Origin of the sequence: Actinoplanes teichomyceticus ATCC 31121, from assembly GCF_003711105.1 — a bacterium.
Lineage (GTDB): Bacteria > Actinomycetota > Actinomycetes > Mycobacteriales > Micromonosporaceae > Actinoplanes > Actinoplanes teichomyceticus.
Genome location: NZ_CP023865.1, coordinates 6,088,086 through 6,105,823, shown reverse-complemented (window position 1 = coordinate 6,105,823; position 17,738 = coordinate 6,088,086). Strand labels below are relative to the sequence as shown.

General features: G+C 71.9%; 16 protein-coding genes. 14 read left to right on the top strand and 2 right to left on the bottom strand.

Annotated features, from left to right (window positions below; translation table 11 throughout):
* Nucleotides 1-1,558: 1,558 nt before the first annotated feature.
* The 8 genes from ACTEI_RS26750 (at nucleotide 1,559) to ACTEI_RS26715 (ending at nucleotide 10,379) form a co-directional block, all read left to right on the top strand.
* Nucleotides 1,559-2,635 carry a hypothetical protein gene (locus tag ACTEI_RS26750; protein WP_145830967.1) on the top strand — a complete coding sequence of 359 codons (1,077 nt, stop codon included), beginning with the start codon at nucleotides 1,559-1,561 and terminating at the stop codon, nucleotides 2,633-2,635.
* A 77-nt stretch (nucleotides 2,636-2,712) separates the two neighbouring features.
* On the top strand, nucleotides 2,713-3,162 hold the full coding sequence (locus ACTEI_RS26745; RefSeq protein WP_122980180.1) for a DUF948 domain-containing protein: 450 nt from the start codon (nucleotides 2,713-2,715) through the stop codon (nucleotides 3,160-3,162).
* 28 nt (nucleotides 3,163-3,190) lie between these two features.
* On the top strand, nucleotides 3,191-3,481 hold the full coding sequence (locus tag ACTEI_RS26740) for a hypothetical protein (protein WP_122980179.1): 291 nt from the start codon (nucleotides 3,191-3,193) through the stop codon (nucleotides 3,479-3,481).
* Nucleotides 3,478-6,159: an alanine--tRNA ligase gene (alaS, locus tag ACTEI_RS26735; RefSeq protein WP_122980178.1), complete on the top strand. Its 2,682-nt coding sequence runs from the start codon at nucleotides 3,478-3,480 to the stop codon at nucleotides 6,157-6,159. Before ACTEI_RS26740 ends, alaS begins: the two co-directional genes overlap by 4 nt.
* A gap of 257 nt (nucleotides 6,160-6,416) precedes the next feature.
* Nucleotides 6,417-6,878: a Holliday junction resolvase RuvX gene (gene ruvX / locus ACTEI_RS26730; protein ID WP_122980177.1), complete on the top strand. Its 462-nt coding sequence runs from the start codon at nucleotides 6,417-6,419 to the stop codon at nucleotides 6,876-6,878.
* On the top strand, nucleotides 6,879-8,075 hold the full coding sequence (gene mltG / locus ACTEI_RS26725) for an endolytic transglycosylase MltG (RefSeq protein WP_122980176.1): 1,197 nt from the start codon (nucleotides 6,879-6,881) through the stop codon (nucleotides 8,073-8,075).
* A gap of 142 nt (nucleotides 8,076-8,217) precedes the next feature.
* Nucleotides 8,218-9,408: an endolytic transglycosylase MltG gene (gene mltG / locus ACTEI_RS26720; protein ID WP_122980175.1), complete on the top strand. Its 1,191-nt coding sequence runs from the start codon at nucleotides 8,218-8,220 to the stop codon at nucleotides 9,406-9,408.
* A 107-nt stretch (nucleotides 9,409-9,515) separates the two neighbouring features.
* A complete protein-coding gene (locus tag ACTEI_RS26715; protein ID WP_122980174.1) occupies nucleotides 9,516-10,379 on the top strand; it encodes a shikimate dehydrogenase in 864 nt (287 codons plus the stop codon).
* 206 nt (nucleotides 10,380-10,585) lie between these two features.
* Here the strand turns inward: ACTEI_RS26715 and ACTEI_RS26705 are convergent, their stop codons facing one another.
* Nucleotides 10,586-11,800 carry a multidrug effflux MFS transporter gene (locus tag ACTEI_RS26705; RefSeq protein WP_149100702.1) on the bottom strand — a complete coding sequence of 405 codons (1,215 nt, stop codon included), beginning with the start codon at nucleotides 11,798-11,800 and terminating at the stop codon, nucleotides 10,586-10,588.
* 502 nt (nucleotides 11,801-12,302) lie between these two features.
* Here ACTEI_RS26705 and aroC point away from each other — a divergent pair.
* From aroC to nusB, 6 genes are all read left to right on the top strand, one after another.
* The gene (gene aroC, locus ACTEI_RS26700; protein ID WP_122980172.1) at nucleotides 12,303-13,481 is read left to right on the top strand and encodes a chorismate synthase; all 1,179 of its coding nucleotides are present in this window, start codon (nucleotides 12,303-12,305) and stop codon (nucleotides 13,479-13,481) included.
* Nucleotides 13,481-13,984 (top strand): shikimate kinase, encoded by a 504-nt coding sequence (locus ACTEI_RS26695; RefSeq protein ID WP_122980171.1) that lies wholly within the window; start codon nucleotides 13,481-13,483, stop codon nucleotides 13,982-13,984. Before aroC ends, ACTEI_RS26695 begins: the two co-directional genes overlap by 1 nt.
* Before the next feature lie 132 nt (nucleotides 13,985-14,116).
* Nucleotides 14,117-15,190: a 3-dehydroquinate synthase gene (aroB, locus tag ACTEI_RS26690; RefSeq protein ID WP_122980170.1), complete on the top strand. Its 1,074-nt coding sequence runs from the start codon at nucleotides 14,117-14,119 to the stop codon at nucleotides 15,188-15,190.
* Nucleotides 15,187-15,606 (top strand): type II 3-dehydroquinate dehydratase, encoded by a 420-nt coding sequence (gene aroQ / locus ACTEI_RS26685; RefSeq protein ID WP_122980169.1) that lies wholly within the window; start codon nucleotides 15,187-15,189, stop codon nucleotides 15,604-15,606. The genes aroB and aroQ overlap by 4 nt, the downstream gene beginning before the upstream one ends.
* Nucleotides 15,607-15,691: 85 nt before the next feature.
* Nucleotides 15,692-16,249 carry an elongation factor P gene (gene efp, locus ACTEI_RS26680; protein ID WP_122980168.1) on the top strand — a complete coding sequence of 186 codons (558 nt, stop codon included), beginning with the start codon at nucleotides 15,692-15,694 and terminating at the stop codon, nucleotides 16,247-16,249.
* Nucleotides 16,249-16,683 (top strand): transcription antitermination factor NusB, encoded by a 435-nt coding sequence (gene nusB / locus ACTEI_RS26675; protein ID WP_122980167.1) that lies wholly within the window; start codon nucleotides 16,249-16,251, stop codon nucleotides 16,681-16,683. Before efp ends, nusB begins: the two co-directional genes overlap by 1 nt.
* A 305-nt stretch (nucleotides 16,684-16,988) precedes the next feature.
* Here nusB and bldD read toward each other — a convergent pair whose 3' ends face one another.
* A complete protein-coding gene (gene bldD / locus ACTEI_RS26670) occupies nucleotides 16,989-17,477 on the bottom strand; it encodes a transcriptional regulator BldD (RefSeq protein WP_014446326.1) in 489 nt (162 codons plus the stop codon).
* Between the last annotated feature and the right edge of the window lie 261 nt (nucleotides 17,478-17,738).

Here is a 17,738-nt window from a genome sequence, read left to right as displayed (position 1 = left end):
TGGCCCGGGCGGTGCGCCGGTGCCCGGACAGGCCGGCCCGCGCCGGCTCGGGCGCGGCGAGGCGCCGGACGGTCGTGCCACGGCCGGCTCGCCGTTCGGCGACATGGCCGGCGGGCACCCGGAGGCGGGTGGGGGCGAGCCGGTGACCGGCGCGCCCGGTCATGCCGTACGCCGCGATGAACCCGGCCCGTCCCGCGCCGCGAGCGGAGGCCGGGCAGCGGCCCCCGCGCAGGGCCAGGCCTTCCCTGCCGGCATGGCCGGTGCTGAGCAGAGTCAGGGTTTCCGTGCGGGTGCGGGGGCGCCTGAGCAGAGTCAGGGTTTCCGTGCGGGTGCGGGGGCGCCTGAGCAGAGTCAGGGTTTCCGTGCGGGTGCGGGGGCGCCTGAGCAGAGTCAGGGTTTCCGTGCGGGTGCGGGCGCGCCTGAGCAGGGCCAGAGCTTCCGCGCTGGACCGGGTGTGTCCGAGGAGAGTCAAGGGTTCGCCGCGGGCTTCGGTGGCCCGGAGCAGAGTCAGGGCTTCGCGGCCGGTGGACCCGAGTCGAGCCAGGCGTTCCGGGCGGGGCAGGGTGCGCCGGAGCCGACCTCACGGGGCCGCCGCCGACGCGCTGTCCCGGAACAGAACCAGGGCCGTGGCCCGGCAGGTCCGGAGCACAGTCAGGGCTTCCCGGCGGGTAGCCGCGTCGCCGGTCCGGAGCACAGCCAAGGCTTCCCGGCAGGGCGTCGCGCCGTGGGTCCGGAGCAGAGCCAGGGTTTCCCGGCCGATGGCCCGGAGAGTCGCCGTGCCGCCGGTCCGGAGCACAGTCAGGGTTTCGCGGCCGGGACGGGCCAGCCGGACCACCGGACGTCCAACGGCCCGGTGTCACCGGCGCCGCGCGGCGGCGGGCCGCGCGGGCGAGGAGCCGGCGCGGAGTCCGGGCCGGTGCGCGGTGGCGTGCCGGTGGCCGGCCGGGCCGGTGCCGCGGGTTCTGCCGCGGTGCCCGGTCCGGGGGCTGGTTCGGCGCGGGTTCCCGGGGTCGGCCCGACAGGTCCGGGTGGTCCCGGCCGGGGCGCGGCTTCGGTCCCGGCGCCTGGCGCCGCCCCCGGTGGTGCGGACGCCGACGGCCCGAGCGGTCCGTCGCGAGGTGCTGCGCCGGCCGGCACAGGTGGGCCCGGCGGCCCGCCGCGTGGCGCCGGGTCCGCCCCGGTTGCCGGCGGGTCGGGCAGCGGCCCGCAGGCCGGCGGCCCGGGTGCGCCGCCACGCGGCGCCGCGTCGGTCACGGTGCCCGGCGGTCCAGGTCGCGGCACCGGCCCGGTGCCCGGTGGCGGGCCCGGCGGTCCAGGTCGCGGCACCGGTGCGGTGCCCGGTGGCGGGCACGGCGGTCCAGGTCGCGGCACCGGTGCGGTGCCGGGGAACGGCCCGGCCGGTGCCGGGCGTGGCGCTGCCGCGGTGCCGGGAAGCGACCCGGCCGGTGCCGGGCGTGGCGCTGCTGCGGTGCCGGGTGCTGATCCGGGTGGTGCGGGGCGCGCGGCTGTGGCGGTGCCCGGAAACGATCCGGGCGGTGCCGGAGGAGCCGCCGCGACCGTGCCCGGTAACGGGCCGGGGCGTGCCACCGCCGCGGTGCCGGGCGGTGCGGGGCGTGCCACCGTCGCGGTGCCGGGCGATCCGGGACGAGGCGCCGCCGCGGCGCCCGGGAACGCCGCTCCGGCGGGTGGACGGGGCACGGGCTCGGCCACGGCGTCCGGCGCCGCGGCCGTACCGGGCGGTGGCTCGCTCGGCGCGTTCGACGACGCCGACGGCGACTTCGACAGCGGGGACGGCGGGACCGGCCGGGTTGTGGCCGCCGCCGTGCCGGTCACGGCCGGGGCCGTGGAGCCCGGCACCGGGACCGTGGCGGTGGCCCGGGTCGGCGCGGGCCCGGCCAACGCCGTACCGGAGAAGGCCGGAAGCGGACCGCTGACCGGCACCGGCGACGAGGCCGCCGAGCCGGAGGGTGGCCTGGCCGAGCTGCGGCGGAGGCTGCGCACCCAGCGGCGGCTGCGGCTGATCACGCTGTCCACGCTGGCGATCGTGGTGCTGCTGGTGCTGCCCGCGTTCTTCGGGCTGCGCGCGGTCGGCAACGATCCGGTCTTCGCGTCGCTCGACCGGCTGAATGTCCCGTCCTGGGCGGCCCGGAAGGTCGACGACAAGGGCAGCTTCAGTCGCTGGTGCTTCCTGGAGTGCCGCTTCCGGGAACGGACCGCGGAGTCGGAGCGGCCGTTCAAGGAGACCTCGGAGGTGTACGCGAAGGCGCTCAAGGCGGCCGGCTGGACCCCGTGGAAGGTCGCCGGCTGCCCGGAGTCGCCGCTCCAGCCGGAGGAGGGCACCTACTCGTGCTGGAAACGGGACGAGTTCACTCTGGACCTGGCTGTCGGCCTGCCCGCCTGCGCGGTCGACCAGGTGCTGCAGGAGGCGGTGCCGCCGGCCGGCAGCGAGGCGGCCGAGGCCGGCGAGACTGGCCCGGCGAAGTGCGAGGGATCGACGGTGAGCATCAAGGTCCGCAACGAGATAGCTGACGAGCGCGGCAAGACCGACAAGAATCCTGGGCCGGTCGGTGAGACACCGGATTCGATCCTGAACGACAACGATCCCCTCTTGGAGCCGACACCAGAGGCGTCGTGACGCGCGCGGTGGTCACGGACGGTAGGGTCTGCACGTTGTCCCCGCCGTTACGTGACCACCCGAAGGAGACGCGCTACATGAACCCCGGAGAAATCGCTGGTCTGATTGCGGCGGGCGCATTCCTGATGCTCGTCGTTCTGCTCGCCGTGCCGATCCTGAAGCTGGGGCGCACCGTGGACGCCGCGACCCGGGCCATCAACGAGGTGACCGACCGCACCGGTCCGTTGCTCGGCAACGTGAACACCACGGTGGAGAATGTGAACACCGCGCTCGGTCAGGTGCAGGTCTCTTTGGACGGCGTGAACCTGCAGCTCGCCAAGGTCGACACGATGACCGAGCACGCGCAGCACGTCACCGCGAACGTCGCCAACCTGGTCACCGTGGTCTCCGCAGCCGCCGCGAATCCGCTGGTCAAGGTCGCGTCCTTCGGGTACGGCCTGCGCAAGGCCGCCGCCGCTCGCCGGCACGCCGAGGAGGACCGTGAGGTCCGCGCCGCGATCAAGCAGCGCCGCAGGTCCGGTCGCTGAGCCACCCGGGGAAAGAGGAATCGTCGCCATGAAACGCCTGCTCTGGCTCGGTGTCGGCCTGGCCGTCGGCGCTCTCGTCGTCCGCAAGCTGACCCGCAAGGCCGAGGAGTTCACCCCGACCGGGATCGCCACGTCGCTCTCGCAATCCGCTGGCGGGCTCGTCGAGTCGATGCGTAGCTTCGTGGAAGACGTCCGCGACGGCATGGCCGAGCGGGAACAACAGATCCACGAGGCGTTCGCCGCGGGGGAGCTGTACGAGGACACATTCGCCGAGCTGCGCGACGACACGCAGCCCGGCTCGCAGGGAGGAATTCGATGAAGACGGCGGAAGTCAAACGGCGCTTTCTGGCGCATTTCGAGGCCAACGGGCACACGGTGGTCCCGAGTGCCCCGCTGCCGGCCATCGACGACCCCAACCTGCTGTTCATCAACGCCGGCATGGTGCAGTTCGTGCCGTTCTTCCTCGGCCAGCGGACCCCGCCGTACCAGCGGGCGGCGAGCGTGCAGAAGTGCATCCGGACGCCGGACATCGACGAGGTCGGCAAGACCAGCCGGCACGGCACGTTCTTCCAGATGAACGGTAACTTCTCGTTCGGCGACTACTTCAAGTCGGGCGCGATCCCGCTGGCCTGGGAGCTGTCCACCAAGCCGGTCGAGCAGGGCGGCTTCGGCCTGGACCCGGAGCGGATCTGGGCGACCGTCTACCTCGACGACGACGAGGCCATCGAGATCTGGAAGCAGACCGGCCTGCCGGCGGAGCGGATCGTGCGCCGCGGCAAGAAGGACAACTTCTGGTCGATGGGCATCCCCGGCCCGGCCGGCCCGTGCTCGGAGCTGTACTACGACCGCGGGCCGGACTACGGCCGCGAGGGCGGCCCGGAGGTCGACGAGGACCGGTACCTGGAGTTCTGGAACCTGGTCTTCATGCAGCACGAGATCACCGACGTGAAGTCGAAGGAGGAGTTCCGGATCGTCGGTGACCTGCCGAAGCAGAACATCGACACGGGCATGGGCCTGGAGCGCATCGCGTCGATCCTGCAGGGCGTCGACAACCTGTACGAGATCGACGAGGTCCGCCCGATCCTGGCCCGCGCGGCCGAGATGACCGGCAAGAAGTACGGCGCGCACTCCGGTCACGCCGCGAACCAGAGCCACCCGGACGACGTACGCCTGCGGGTGATCGCCGACCACGTGCGCACCTCGCTGATGCTGATCGGTGACGGCATCGTGCCGTCGAACGAGGGCCGTGGCTACGTGCTGCGCCGGATCATGCGCCGGGCGATCCGGGCGATCCGCCTGCTCGGCTGGCAGGGGCCGGCGCTGCCGGAGCTGCTGCCGATCGCGCGTGACTGCATGTCCCCGTCGTACCCGGAGCTCGCCGAGGAGTTCGGCCGGATCTCCACGTACGCGTACGCGGAGGAGGACGCCTTCCTCTCCACGCTGCGCGCGGGCACCACGATCCTGGACACCGCGATCACCGAGACCAAGTCGGCGGGCGCGCGGCAGCTCTCCGGGGACAAGGCGTTCCAGCTGCACGACACGTACGGTTTCCCGATCGATCTGACCCTGGAGATCGCGCAGGAGCAGGGCTTGCAGGTCGACCAGGAGGGCTTCCGCCGCCTGATGGCCGACCAGCGGGCGCGGGCGAAGGCGGACGCGGCGGCGCGCAAGACCGGCCACGCCGACCTGTCGGCGTACCGTTCCGCGCTGGACGCGGGCGGTTCCGTGGAGTTCACCGGGTACCAGGAGATCTCCCGTGAGTCCCGGGTCCGGGCGCTGATCACCGACAAGGGCCGGGTCGAGGTGGCCGGCGAGGGCGACTTCGTCGAGCTGGTGCTGGACACCACCCCGTTCTACGCCGAGGGTGGTGGCCAGCAGGCCGACACCGGCGTGATCAAGGTGGGCAGCGGCCAGCTCGAGGTGGTCGACGTCCAGCAGCCGATCCCCGGCCTGATCGTGCACAAGGTGCGGGTGATCCGCGGTGAGGTGCGCGCCGGGGAGAGCGGCCTGGCGGAGATCGACGTGACCCGCCGGAAGGCGATCTCCCGTTCGCACACCGCGACGCACCTGGTCCACCAGACCATGCGCAACTTCCTCGGCGAGTCGGCCACCCAGGCGGGCTCGCTGAACGCCCCGGGCCGGCTGCGGTTCGACTTCCACACCCCGGGCGCGGTCAACCCGTCGGTGCTCTTCGACGTCGAGCAGCAGATCAACGAGGTGCTGCTGCGTGACCTGGAGGTCAACGCGTTCGTCACCTCGCAGGAGGAGGCGCGCCGGCTCGGTGCGATGGCGCTGTTCGGCGAGAAGTACGGCGACGAGGTCCGGGTCGTCGAGGTCGGTGACTACGCCCGCGAGCTGTGCGGTGGCACCCACGTGGCGCGCTCCGGTCAGCTCGGCCTGGTGAAGATTCTCACCGAGTCGTCGATCGGCTCCGGTGTGCGCCGGGTGGAGGCGCTGGTCGGCATCGACGCGTTCGGCTTCCTGGCCCGCGAGCACCTGCTGGTGTCCCGCCTGGCCGACCTGTTCCGGGTGCCCGGCGACCAGGTCGCCGACCGGGTCGAGCAGACCGTCACGGCGCTGCGCGACGCGGAGAAGGAGCTGGAGAAGCTGCGCGCGCAGATGGTGCTGGGCGGTGCGGCCGCGCTGGCCGGCCAGGCCAAGGACCTGCGCGGGGTGGCGTACGTGGGCACCGAGGCGCCGGAGGGCGCGGCCGGCAACGACGTGCGCACGCTGGCCCAGGAGATCCGCGGCAAGATCGACCAGGCGCGTCCGGCGGTGGTCGCGGTGACCGGCCGCTCGGGTGGCAAGGCGTCGCTGATCGTGGCGATCAACGCGGCGGCGAAGAGCCGGGGCCTGTCCGCGGCCGATCTGGTCCGAGGCGCGCTGTCCGGCCGTGGCGGCGGCAGCGCCGACCTGGCGCAGGGCGGCGGCGTGCCGGCGAGCGAGGCGGCCAACCTGCTGACGGCGATCGAGAAGGCGCTGTCCGAGGCGAGCTGAGCTCCGGTGGCGCCGCCGGAACGTCATTCCCGCGAGTGACAGGTGAGGGATCCGTCGCACTGCGCGACGGATCCTTTCCTTTCTCTTGGGGATTACCGGCGGGACCATAGGGGGGCGTCGTATCGGCGTGCTCAGCGGTTAAGCTTTGCCCGCGATCGTGAGCCTTGATCGATTTAAATCGATAGGGGTGCACTTCGCGTCAGGGATGCTTGTTCGGGGACAAGGAGACGCGCTTTGCTGGTGTGCAGGGGAAGAGCGTGACGCACCGCTTCACCCGGGGGGTGCGGCTCGGCGTGGACGTCGGGCAGGTGCGCGTCGGGGTCGCCAAGTGCGATCCGGACGGGATCCTGGCCAGCCCGGTCGCGACCGTGGCGCGGGACCAGCAGGCCGGTGCGGACACCGTGCCGGCCGACATGGCGGAGCTGGTCCGGCTGGCGGAGGAGCACGAGGCCGTGGAGGTCGTCGTGGGGCTCCCGGTCGCGCTCAACGGGCGCGAGGGCGTGGCGGCCGGCCACGTCCGGGCGTACGCGGAACGGCTCGGCGCGGTCCTCGCGCCACGGCCGGTCGTGCTCTCCGACGAGCGGATGTCGACCGTCGTCGCCAGCCGGAGGCTGAGCGAGCGGGGCGTTCGCGGGCGTCGGCAGCGGGCGGTCGTGGATCAGGCGGCCGCCGTGGAGATCCTGCAGGGCTGGCTGGACGCGCAGCGGAGGCAGACTTAATTGATCGACGACGACCTGGATCTCGCGTTCGAGGGGACCGCGGACCGCGGCCGGTGGCGGCATCGCAAGGCGGGTGGCCGCGGCCGTACGCTGATGGCCTTCACCCTGGTCCTCTTGCTGTTCGCCGCCCTGGGCGGCGGCGCCTACCTCGGTTTCGACAAGGTGCGCGGCTTCTTCACCGCCGAGGACTACGCCGGTCCGGGCACCGGCTCGGCCATCGTCGAGGTGAAGTCCGGCGACACCGCGACCGACATCGGCAACACGTTGTACAAGCTGGGCGTGGTGAAGAGCGCCGAGGCGTTCATCGACGCCGCCAAGGACGACCCGAAGAGTTCGGGCATCCAGGTCGGATCCTACAAGCTCCGCAAGGAGATGAAGGCGACCGACGCGCTGGCCATGCTGCTCGACCGGGCGAACCTGGACGCCAACCGGGTGACCATCCCGGAGGGTGTCATCTCGCTGCAGATCTTCGAGCTGCTGTCCAAGGCGACCAAGATCCCGGTCGCGGAGTTCAAGAAGGCCGCCAAGGACCCGCAGAAGCTCGGTGTGCCGGCGCTGTGGTTCAAGCGCAACGACGGCAAGAAGGTGGACAAGACCGACATCGAGGGCTTCCTCTACCCGGCCACCTATGACATCCCGGAGAAGGCCACGGCCACCTCGATCCTCCAGATGATCATCAAGAACTTCAACGCCGAGATGGAGAAGCTCGACTTCGTCGACCAGGTGCGCACCAATCTCGCCGACCTCAACATCTCGCCGTACGAGGCGCTGGTGGCGGCCTCGATCACGCAGGTGGAGGCGCTGCTGCCGGAGGACATGGGGCCGGTCGTGCGGGTGCTCTACAACCGCGCCTACACCGGCGATTTCCCGTGCAGCTGCCTGCAGCTGGACAGCACGGTCAACTACTGGCTGCGGATCACCGGCAAGGACGCGAAATCCTCGGACAAACTGCGGGTGGACGAGCTGCACGGCGAGGACAACCCGTACCGGTACAACGTGCCGGGCATGGCGATCGGCCCGATCAGCAGCCCCGGGGAGGACGCGCTGAAGGGTGCGATGAATCCCCCGAAGAATGATTACTTCTTCTTCTTGACCGTGGACAAGAAGGGCACGACGGCGTTCGGTAAGACCAACGACGACCACGAGAAGAACCGGCGACTCGCCTGCAAGAACGGCATCCCTATCTGTAACAACTGAGCGATTGGCGTCGACGCGGCCGGCCGGGACATCGATCCGGCCGGCCGCTGTCGTGAGGTAGCGCCGGCGGTCGATCCGTGGCACCCTTCGCGACGTAGTTCCAGCCGGGGCCTGGCATGCTGGATGCGTATCGGAGGCGACAATGCTCGACGATCTGGATGCGGTGCTGGAGGAGGAGGGGCAGGCGAAACCGGACGCGCCGGGACGCCGGGCCCGCGGGCGTGGTGGCCGTTCGGCCGTCGCCTTCTTCCTCACGCTGGTCCTGCTCGGCCTGCTGGCCGGCGGCGGGTGGCTCGCGTACACGAAGGTGAAGGGCATCTTCACCGACGAGGACTATCCCGGCCCCGGGGGCGCCGAGGCGATCGTGGAGATCAAGAGCGGTCAGTCCGCCACGGAGATCGGCAACACGCTGTACCAGCGGAAGGTGGTCGCCTCGGCGGACGCCTTCGTCGCCGCCGCCAAGGACAACACCCGCAGCAAGAACATCCAGGCCGGCTGGTACAGGCTCCGGGTCGAGATGCGGGCGAGCGATGCGCTCGACCTGATGCTGGACCCGAAGAGCCGCTGGGTCACCAAGGTCACCCTGCCCGAGGGCCTGACGTACCAGCAGACCTTCCAGAAGCTGTCGGAGGCCACCCGGATCCCGGTCGCCGAGTTCCGCGAGGCCGCGAAGGATCCGGTCGCGCTGGGGCTCGACGAGTCCTGGTTCACCCGCTCGGACGGCAAGAAGGTGAACCGCAGCGACATCGAGGGATTTCTCTACCCGGCGACGTACGAGCTGTCGCCGAAGGCCGACGCCACCGGCGTGCTCAAGACGATCATCGCGAACTTCAACGCGGAGATGGAGCAGCTGGAGTTCGCCCCGACGGTGCGGAAGGCGCGCGGGGGGATCACGCCGTACGAGGCGCTGATCGTGGCGTCGATCGCGCAGGCCGAGGCGCTCAAGGACGAGGACATGCCGAAGGTGTCCCGGGTGATCTACAACCGGGCGTACGGGGAATTCGACTGCCACTGCCTGGGACTGGACAGCACGGTCAACTACTGGCTGCGGATCACCGGCAAGAAGACCAAGGCGTCCGAGGACCTGACGCAGTCGGAACTGCACAATCCGAACAACCCGTACAACACGCACGACAAGCCGGGCCTGCCGCCGGGGCCGATCGGCAACCCCGGCCGGGCCGCGCTCAAGGGCGCGATGAGCCCGACCGGCAACTTCCCGTACTACTTCTTCATCAGCGTGGACACGGCCGGGACCATGGCGTACGGCAAGACCGGCGCCGACCATCAGCGCAACACCGAGCTGGCCTGCCGCAACGGCATCCCGCTGTGCTGAGTGGACATCCGGCCCCGCGCCGGCACGGGTGCGGACCCGCCGGCCCGCGGAATAGTTAAAATGCGGTCCGCAAGGTTCTCCACGACACCTACAGGGACGGGACCGCTGTGCAGACCACCAGCCCGCGGCGGGCAGCCGTCCTCGGCAAGCCGATCGCCCACTCGCTCTCCCCGGTGATCCACCGGGCCGGGTTCGCCGCCGCCGGCCTGACCGGCTGGACCTACGACGCGATCGAGTGCGCCGAGTCCGAGCTGTCCGACCTCGTCGCCGGACTCGGCCCGGAGTGGGCCGGCCTGTCGCTCACCATGCCGCTGAAGGAGGCCGCGATCCGGCTGGCCACCTCGGCGACACCGGTCGCGATCGCCGCCGGGGTGGCCAACACGCTGGTCCGCCAGGCGGACGGCTGGCACGCCGACAACACCGACGTGCCCGGCATGGTCCGGGTGCTGCGCGAGGCCGGCCTGGGCGCCGGCACCGGCCGGCACGCCGCCAAGGAGGCGCCCCCGCGGATCACCGTGCTCGGTGGCGGCGGCACCGCGCGGGCCGCCCTGGCCGCCGCGGCCGAGCTGGGCGCCGAGGCCGTCACCGTGGTCACCCGCCGGCCGCAGGCGCGCGCCGAACTGGAGCCGGTCGCCGGGGCGCTCGGCCTCCGGATCGAGGGCGTGGCCTGGGCCGACGCGCCGGCCGCTTTCGACGCCGACGCGGTGATCTCCACGGTTCCCAAGGGTGCCGCCGACCACCTGGCCGGCGAGGTCGCCTGGCGGGCCGGGACGGTGCTGTTCGACGCGCTCTACGACCCGTGGCCGACCCCGCTGGCCGCCGCCGCGACGGCCGCGGAGCTTCCCGTGGTCTCCGGGCTGGACCTGCTGCTGGCCCAGGCGCTGAGCCAGTTCGAGCAGTTCACCGGGGTGGCCGAGGCGCCGGAGGACGCCATGCGGGCCGCCCTCGACGAGGCCGTCCGCAGCCGCTGACCGCCGCGCCGCGCGGAGTCGCCCCGCGCCGCGCCCCTCTCCCGCGCCCCGCCGGTCTCCCCGGCCCCGGTTGTCTCCCGCGCCCCGCCGGTCTCACGGGCCCGGCCCCGCGCGTCTCCCGCGCCCCGCGTGTGTCCCGTGCCGCGCCGAGCGCCCCGCTACGGTGCGCCCCGTGTCCGGGCCGTGGTGCGTGCGCCGCGCGGCGTTCAGTGTGGTGTGCGGCGGGTCAGGGTCGCGGTCGCGATCAGCGCGGCGGCCGCGAAGCCCAGCATCACCGCCGTCATCGGTACGCCGTGACCGGCCGCGCCCAGCCCGACCAGCGGCGCCGCCACCGCGCCGATCACCGACTGGGCGCCGCCGAGCAGGGCCGCCGCCGAGCCGGCATGTCCCGGGTAGCGGTCCAGGGCCAGCGCCGCGGTGTTCGGCAGGATCAGGCCCATCGCGGTGACCAGCAGGAACAGGCCCACGGTGAGCACGATCAGGCTCTGCAGGGCGGCGCCGAGCAGCGCCAGCGCGCCCGCAGCGGTCTGCAACACCAGACCGGCGGCGAGCATCGTGCCCAGGCGCCACCGGCCCAGCAGCGCGCCGTTGGCCTGGCTGAGCAGGGTCAGACCGACCGCGTTCGCCCCGAACAGCAGGCTGTAGACGGTGGGGGAGAGGCCGTACCCGTCCTGCAGCACGAAACTCGACCCGGCGATGTATCCGAACATCGCCGCGAACGCGAACGCCTGCGCCAGCGCGTACCCGAGGAACACCCGGTCGGTGAAGAGCGTCCGCGCCGTCCCGGCCAGCGCGCGCAGCCCGCCGGAGGCGCGCCGCTCCGGTGGCAGGGTCTCCGGCAGCCCGGCCAGCACCAGTACGGCGAGCAGCAGCCCGATCACCCCGAGCGCCACGAAGATTCCCTGCCAGGAGGCCGTCCGCAGCACCACGCTGCCCAGACTGGGCGCCGCGATCGGGGCCACCCCGAAGATCAGCGTCAACGCCCCGAACAGCCGTGCCGCGCCCACCCCGGAGCTCAGGTCCCGCACCACCGCACGGGCGACCACGACGCCGACCCCGCCGGCCACCCCCTGCAGGAGACGCAGACCGCTCAGGACCGGCGCCGAGGGCGCCAGAGCGATCAGAAATGACAGGCCCGCGTACGCCAGGACGCCCACCAGCACCGGCCGCCGGCGTCCCCACCGGTCGCTGAGCGGTCCGAACACGAACTGCCCCAGGGCCAGGCCGATCAGGCACGCGGTCAGTGACAGCTGCACCTGACCGGCCGGCACCCGCAGGTCACCGGCGATCTCGGGCAGCGCGGGCAGGTACATGTCCAGCGACAACGGCCCGATCGCCGTGATCAGGCCGAGCACCACGACGAGCAGCGCCCGTCGTGGCACGTCACGCACTTGAGGTTCGGTGGTGGGGGTCGCGGTCACGCCCGCGAAGGTACGTCGCCCCGGCGCCCGATCCGCCACCCTCCGCCCGAAAAGTGACCAGCGCCGCCCCGCGCGGAGAACAGCGAGCGTGTCGCCCCTGCGCGGAGAACAGCGAGCGTGTCGCCCCTGCGCGGAGAACAGCGAGCGTGTCGCCCCTGCGCGGAGAACAGCGAGCGCGTCGCCCCTGCGCGGAGAACAGCGAGCGCGTCGCCCTGCGCGCGGGAAGTGACCAGCGCCGCTCCCGAACGCGAACAGCCGCCGCCCCGCCCTGTGCCTGAGAATCCCGTCCGTGCCGGCCGCCCGTCCTGGGCTGGTGCTGGGTGTCGTTATCCCCGGCGGCGATCGGCACCGCACGTCGACCCCGCGGATCAGCGGTGACCGCCGCCCACCCCACGCCGGCGGAGGTGGCCGGGCAGCGGGCACGGGGCCGGACAGGCGTCCGGAGGGCGGGACGCGGAAGCCGGGCATTGGGTCGCGGGCCGAGTGTCTTTAGACTCCAGACATGCTGCGCTGGCTTACTGCAGGTGAATCGCACGGACCGGCGCTCGTCGCGCTGCTGGAGGGCGTTCCCGCCGGGGTGGAGGTGACGAGCGCGGACGTCACCCGGGATCTGGTGCGCCGCCGCCTGGGTTACGGCCGCGGCGCGCGGATGAAGTTCGAGCAGGACGAGGTGGAGTTCATCGGCGGGGTGCGGCACGGCCGCACGCTCGGCAGCCCGGTCGCGATCCGGGTGGGCAACACCGAGTGGCCGAAGTGGGAGACGGTCATGTCGGCCGATCCGGTCGACCCCGAGGTGCTCGCCGCCCAGTCGCGCAACGCCCCGCTGACGCGCCCGCGTCCCGGACACGCCGATCTGGCCGGGATGCAGAAGTACGGGCACACCGACGCCCGCCCGATCCTGGAGCGCGCCAGCGCCCGGGAGACCGCCGCCCGGGTCGCCGTCGGCGTGGTCGCCAAGCAGCTGATCCGGCAGGCGCTGGGCATCGAGATCGTGTCGCACGTGATCGAACTCGGTTCGGTCGCGGCGAAGTCCGGGCTGATCCCGACGCCGGACGACGCCGACCGCATCGACGCCGACCCGCTGCGCTGCCTCGACCCGGAGGCCAGCGCCCGGATGGTCGCCGAGGTGGACGCCGCGAAGAAGGACGCCGACACGCTCGGTGGCATCGTCGAGGTGCTGGCCTACCAGGTCCCGCCGGGCCTGGGCTCGCACGTGCAGTGGGACCGCAAGCTCGACGCCCGGCTCGCCACCGCGCTGATGTCGATCCAGTCGGTCAAGGGTGTCGAGATCGGTGACGGTTTCACCCAGGCCCGCTCCCGCGGCTCGGTCGCGCACGACGAGATCGTCCCGACGCCGGACGGGGTGAAGCGGGTGACCGACCGGGCCGGCGGCCTGGAGGGCGGGATCACCAACGGTGAGCCGCTGCGCGTCCGTGCCGCCCTGAAGCCGATCTCGTCGCTGAACCGCGCCCTGCAGACCGTGGACATCACCACCGGCGAGCCGGCGACCGCGATCAACCAGCGCTCCGACGTCTGCGCGGTCCCGGCCGGCGCGGTCGTCGCCGAGGCGATGGTCGCCCTGGTGCTCGCCGAGGCGGCCACCGAGAAGTTCGGCGGTGACTCGGTCGCCGAGATCCGCCGCAACCTGGCGTCCTACCTCGACGCCCTGGTGATCCGCTGATGGCCCCGGTCGCCGTCCTGGTCGGCCCGCCCGGCGCGGGGAAGACGACGATCGGCGAGGCGGTCGCCGCGGCGCTGGGCGTCGGCTTCGCCGACACCGACTCGATCATCGAGGCCCGGGCCGGCAAGCCGATCCCGGACATCTTCGTCGACGACGGGGAGCCGGCGTTCCGCGCCCTTGAGCGTACGGTCGTCGCCGAGTCCCTGGCGTCCTTCCCGGGTGTGCTGGCGCTCGGCGGCGGCACGATCATGGACGAGTCGACCCGGAAGCTGCTGCTCGACCACACGGTCGTGTTCCTGTCGGTGGAGCTGCCCGACGCGGTCAAGCGGGTCGGGCTGGGCACCGGCCGCCCGCTGCTGGCGATGAACCCGCGCGCCACGATGAAGTTCCTGCTGGAGCAGCGGCGCCCGCTCTACGCCGCGGTGGCCACGCACACGGTGGCCACCGACGGCCGCGAGCCGGAGGAGATCGCCGCCGAGGTCACCGTCCTGGTGCGCGGCTGACGATGACACCGCCCCGGCGACCGGTCGAGCGCCCCGATCCGGCCCGGGTGGCCTGGCCGGCCGGATCGGTGACCGCCCACCTGGCGGAACATGGCCCGAGCACGGTGAATCGCCGGGCCGCTCGCGGATAGGGTGACGGCCGTGGTGACGCGAATTCCGGTGAAGGGTGACCGTCCGTACGACGTGATCGTCGGCCGGGGACTGAACGACGAACTTCCCGCGCTGGTCGAGGGCGCCGCGCGGGTGGCGGTGCTGCACCCGCCCACGCTGCGCGACCGGGCCGAGGCGGTGGCGAAGGCGGTCGGCGCCGCGACGGTCGTGCCGATCGAGGTGCCCGACGCCGAGCGGGGCAAGACGGTCGAGGTGGCCGCCCGGTGCTGGGACGAGTTGGGGGCGGCGGGCTTCACCCGTACCGATGTGGTCGTCGGGGTCGGCGGCGGGGCCACCACCGACCTGGCCGGCTACGTCGCGGCGGCCTGGCTGCGCGGTGTCCGGTGGATCCCGGTGGCGACCTCGGTGGCCGGCATGGTGGACGCCGCGGTGGGTGGCAAGACCGCGGTCAACATCGCCGCGGGAAAGAACCTGGTCGGCGCCTTCCACCCGCCGGCCGGCGTGCTGTGCGACCTGGACGCGCTGGACACGCTGCCGGCCGACGACATCGCCGCCGGGATGGCCGAGGTGGTCAAGGGCGGTTTCATCGCCGACCCGCGGATCCTGGAACTGATCGAGGCGGACCCGCGCGCGGCCCTCGACCCGCGCGGCGCCGTGCTGCCGGAGCTGGTGGAGCGCAAGGTCCGGGTGAAGGCCGGCGTGGTCGGGGTGGACCTGCGGGAGTCCGGGCTGCGGGAGATCCTGAACTACGGGCACACGCTGGGTCACGCGATCGAGCGCCGGGAGCGGTACACCTGGAAGCACGGGCACGCGGTGTCGGTGGGGCTGGTCTTCGCGGCCGAGCTGGGCCGGCTGTCCGGCCGGCTCGACGACGCGACCGCGGATCGTCACCGGGCGGTCCTGGAGCTGCTGGGCCTGCCCACGTCGTACGACGCGGGCGCCTGGAGCGACCTGCTGGCCGGGATGCGCGTCGACAAGAAGACGCGGGCCGCCACCCTGCGTTTCGTGGTGCTGGACGGGCTGGCGAAGCCGGGCGTGCTGGCCGGCCCGGACGACGACCTGCTGCGCCGGGCCTACGCGGTGGTGGCCCGATGATCTACGTGTTGAACGGCCCGAACCTGAACCGGCTGGGCACCCGGGAGCCGGACATCTACGGCACCACGACGTACCAGGACCTGGTGGACGTGTGCCGGAACACCGCCGACGACCTGGGCGTGACCGTCGAGGTGCGGCAGACCAACGCCGAGCACGAGATGATCGAGTGGCTGCACCGGGCCGCCGACGAGGGCGCCGACGTGGTGCTCAACCCGGCCGCCTGGACGCATTACAACATCGCCATCCGGGACGCCTGCGCGATGCTGCGTGGCAAGCTGGTCGAGGTGCACATCTCGAACGTGCACCAGCGCGAGGAGTGGCGGCGCCGGTCGGTGATCTCCGACGTCGCCACCGGAGTGATCGCCGGCCTGGGCATCGACGGTTACCGGCTGGCGCTGGAGCACATCGCCCGGTGAGAGTGGCGCCACCCGATTCGCTCTCACCAGGTCATCGCCGGTAAAGTGGTTCGGTCACCGATTCGCGTCAAGATCAAGGCAGGACATGGCTTCCACCAACGACCTGAAGAACGGCATGGTTCTCAACCTCGACAAGGAGCTGTGGTCCGTCGTTGAGTTCCAGCACGTCAAGCCGGGTAAGGGCCCCGCGTTCGTGCGGACCACGCTGAAGCACGTGCTGTCCGGCAAGGTCGTCGACAAGACCTTCAACGCGGGCACCAAGGTCGAGACCGCGACCGTGGACAAGCGCACGATGCAGTACCTCTACCAGGACGGTGAGGACTTCGTCTTCATGGACCTGGACACCTTCGAGCAGATCCACGTCTCCGGCGCGACGGTCGGCGACAACGCGAACTACCTGCTGCCCGAGGCCGAGGCCACGGTCGCCACGCACGAGGGCGTGCCGCTCTACATCGAGCTGCCGACCAGCGTCTTCCTCGAGGTCACCTACACCGAGCCGGGCCTGCAGGGCGACCGTTCGACCGGCGGCACCAAGCCGGCGACCGTGGAGACCGGCGCCACGGTTCAGGTTCCGCTCTTCATCACCACCGGTGAGAAGATCAAGGTCGACACCCGCGACGGCCGCTACCTCGGCCGCAGCTGATGGCGGAAGGTCCCAAGAAGGAACGGCTTGCGCGCCGCAAGGCGCGCAAGCGGGCGCTGGACGTCCTCTTCGAGGCCGACCTGCGTGATCAGCCGCCGAGCCAGGTGCTGGTCACCTACCTGGAGCGGATCGCCAAGCCGCACCCCGAGCACCTGGCGTACGCGGTCACCCTGATCGAGGGCGTCGCCCGGCACCTGGGCCGGATCGACGAGCTGATCGCGAGCTACGCCGAGGGCTGGACCATCGACCGGATGCCGACGGTCGATCGCAACCTGGCCCGGATCGCCGTCTACGAGCTGCTCTACGAGCCGGACGTCGACGACCCGGTGGCGATCACCGAGGCGGTGGAGCTGGCGAAGGAGATGTCGACCGACGACAGCCCGCGCTTCCTCAACGGCTTGCTGGACCGGATCGCGGCATTCGCCACGCGCTGAGGCCCCACGGAAAGCGCGCTGAGGCCCCACGGAAAGCGCGCTGCGGCGCCACGGAAAGCGCGCTGCGGCGCCGCCACGGAAAAGCGTGCGCTGAGCCCTCCTGAGCTGTCAGCGGCAGGCGCGCGCTGATGACGCCGCGGAAAGCACGAAACGGCCTGGACCTGACGGTCCGGGCCGTTTTTCATATGGCGTACATGAGTGTGACGCGCGCATGGAGAAAGCCCGCGTCGATCTTGGGGGGCCGACGCGGGCTCTTCTTTCTTTGGCAGCCGGGGCTGCCCTCTTCACCGGCCGCGGGCGCGGCTTCAGCTGGCGAAGAACGCCCGCGGGTCGGCCACCAGCACACCCTGCTCGGTCAGGCGCTCGATCAGGCCGGACGGCGAGATGTCGTACACGATGGCGAGGGCGCGCAGGTCGTCGGCGCGGATCGAGAGGACCCGGCCGTTGTAGTCGCCACGCTGCTGCTGGATGGCCCGGGCGTACCGCGCCACGTAGGCGAGGTCCTCACCGGTGGTGTCGTACAGTTTCTCGAGGTCCAGCACGATCTTGTTGGTGGCCTCGAGGCGGATGCCACTGCCGTCGGGCAGCAGCTCGGACACGGGAACACGGTAGAAGTCGGCCAGTTCGGCCAGGCGGGACACGGTGACCGCACGGTCGCCACGCTCGTACGAGCCGACCACGACGGCCTTCCACCGGCCGTTGGACTTCTCTTCGACGCCCTGCAGGGACAGGCCCTGCTGCTGGCGAATGGAGCGCAGGCGAGCGCCCAGCGACTTCGCGTACTCAGACGGCATTCGGACACTCCCAGTACTGTGCTCGGCCCGGAGGGTTCTTCCTCACGGATCGCTACGCTGCGTGACGGTACGGAGTTTGCGACCGCCGGTCAAGTGTTGGTTACCGATGAGTCGCGCGGGCCGCACCAAAGTTACCGGCTGTATCCCTAGTTGCAGGGTTTGTCCGGTTTGTTCGTGGGTCAGCCAGGTCACCCTGGTCAACGCTTTGTCCACTGGTAACGTAGCGTCAGCCATCGGGTCGGCCACCTGCGGGGGCCGCCC

Coding starts and splice junctions, on each gene's coding strand:
- ACTEI_RS26745 (WP_122980180.1), top strand. CDS start 2,713: ATGAACCCCGGAGAAATCGCTGGTCTGATTGCGGCGGGCGCATTCCTG.
- ACTEI_RS26740 (WP_122980179.1), top strand. CDS start 3,191: ATGAAACGCCTGCTCTGGCTCGGTGTCGGCCTGGCCGTCGGCGCTCTC.
- alaS (WP_122980178.1), top strand. CDS start 3,478: ATGAAGACGGCGGAAGTCAAACGGCGCTTTCTGGCGCATTTCGAGGCC.
- mltG (WP_122980175.1), top strand. CDS start 8,218: ATGCTCGACGATCTGGATGCGGTGCTGGAGGAGGAGGGGCAGGCGAAA.
- aroC (WP_122980172.1), top strand. CDS start 12,303: ATGCTGCGCTGGCTTACTGCAGGTGAATCGCACGGACCGGCGCTCGTC.
- ACTEI_RS26695 (WP_122980171.1), top strand. CDS start 13,481: ATGGCCCCGGTCGCCGTCCTGGTCGGCCCGCCCGGCGCGGGGAAGACG.
- aroQ (WP_122980169.1), top strand. CDS start 15,187: ATGATCTACGTGTTGAACGGCCCGAACCTGAACCGGCTGGGCACCCGG.
- efp (WP_122980168.1), top strand. CDS start 15,692: ATGGCTTCCACCAACGACCTGAAGAACGGCATGGTTCTCAACCTCGAC.
- nusB (WP_122980167.1), top strand. CDS start 16,249: ATGGCGGAAGGTCCCAAGAAGGAACGGCTTGCGCGCCGCAAGGCGCGC.
- bldD (WP_014446326.1), bottom strand. CDS start 17,477: ATGCCGTCTGAGTACGCGAAGTCGCTGGGCGCTCGCCTGCGCTCCATT.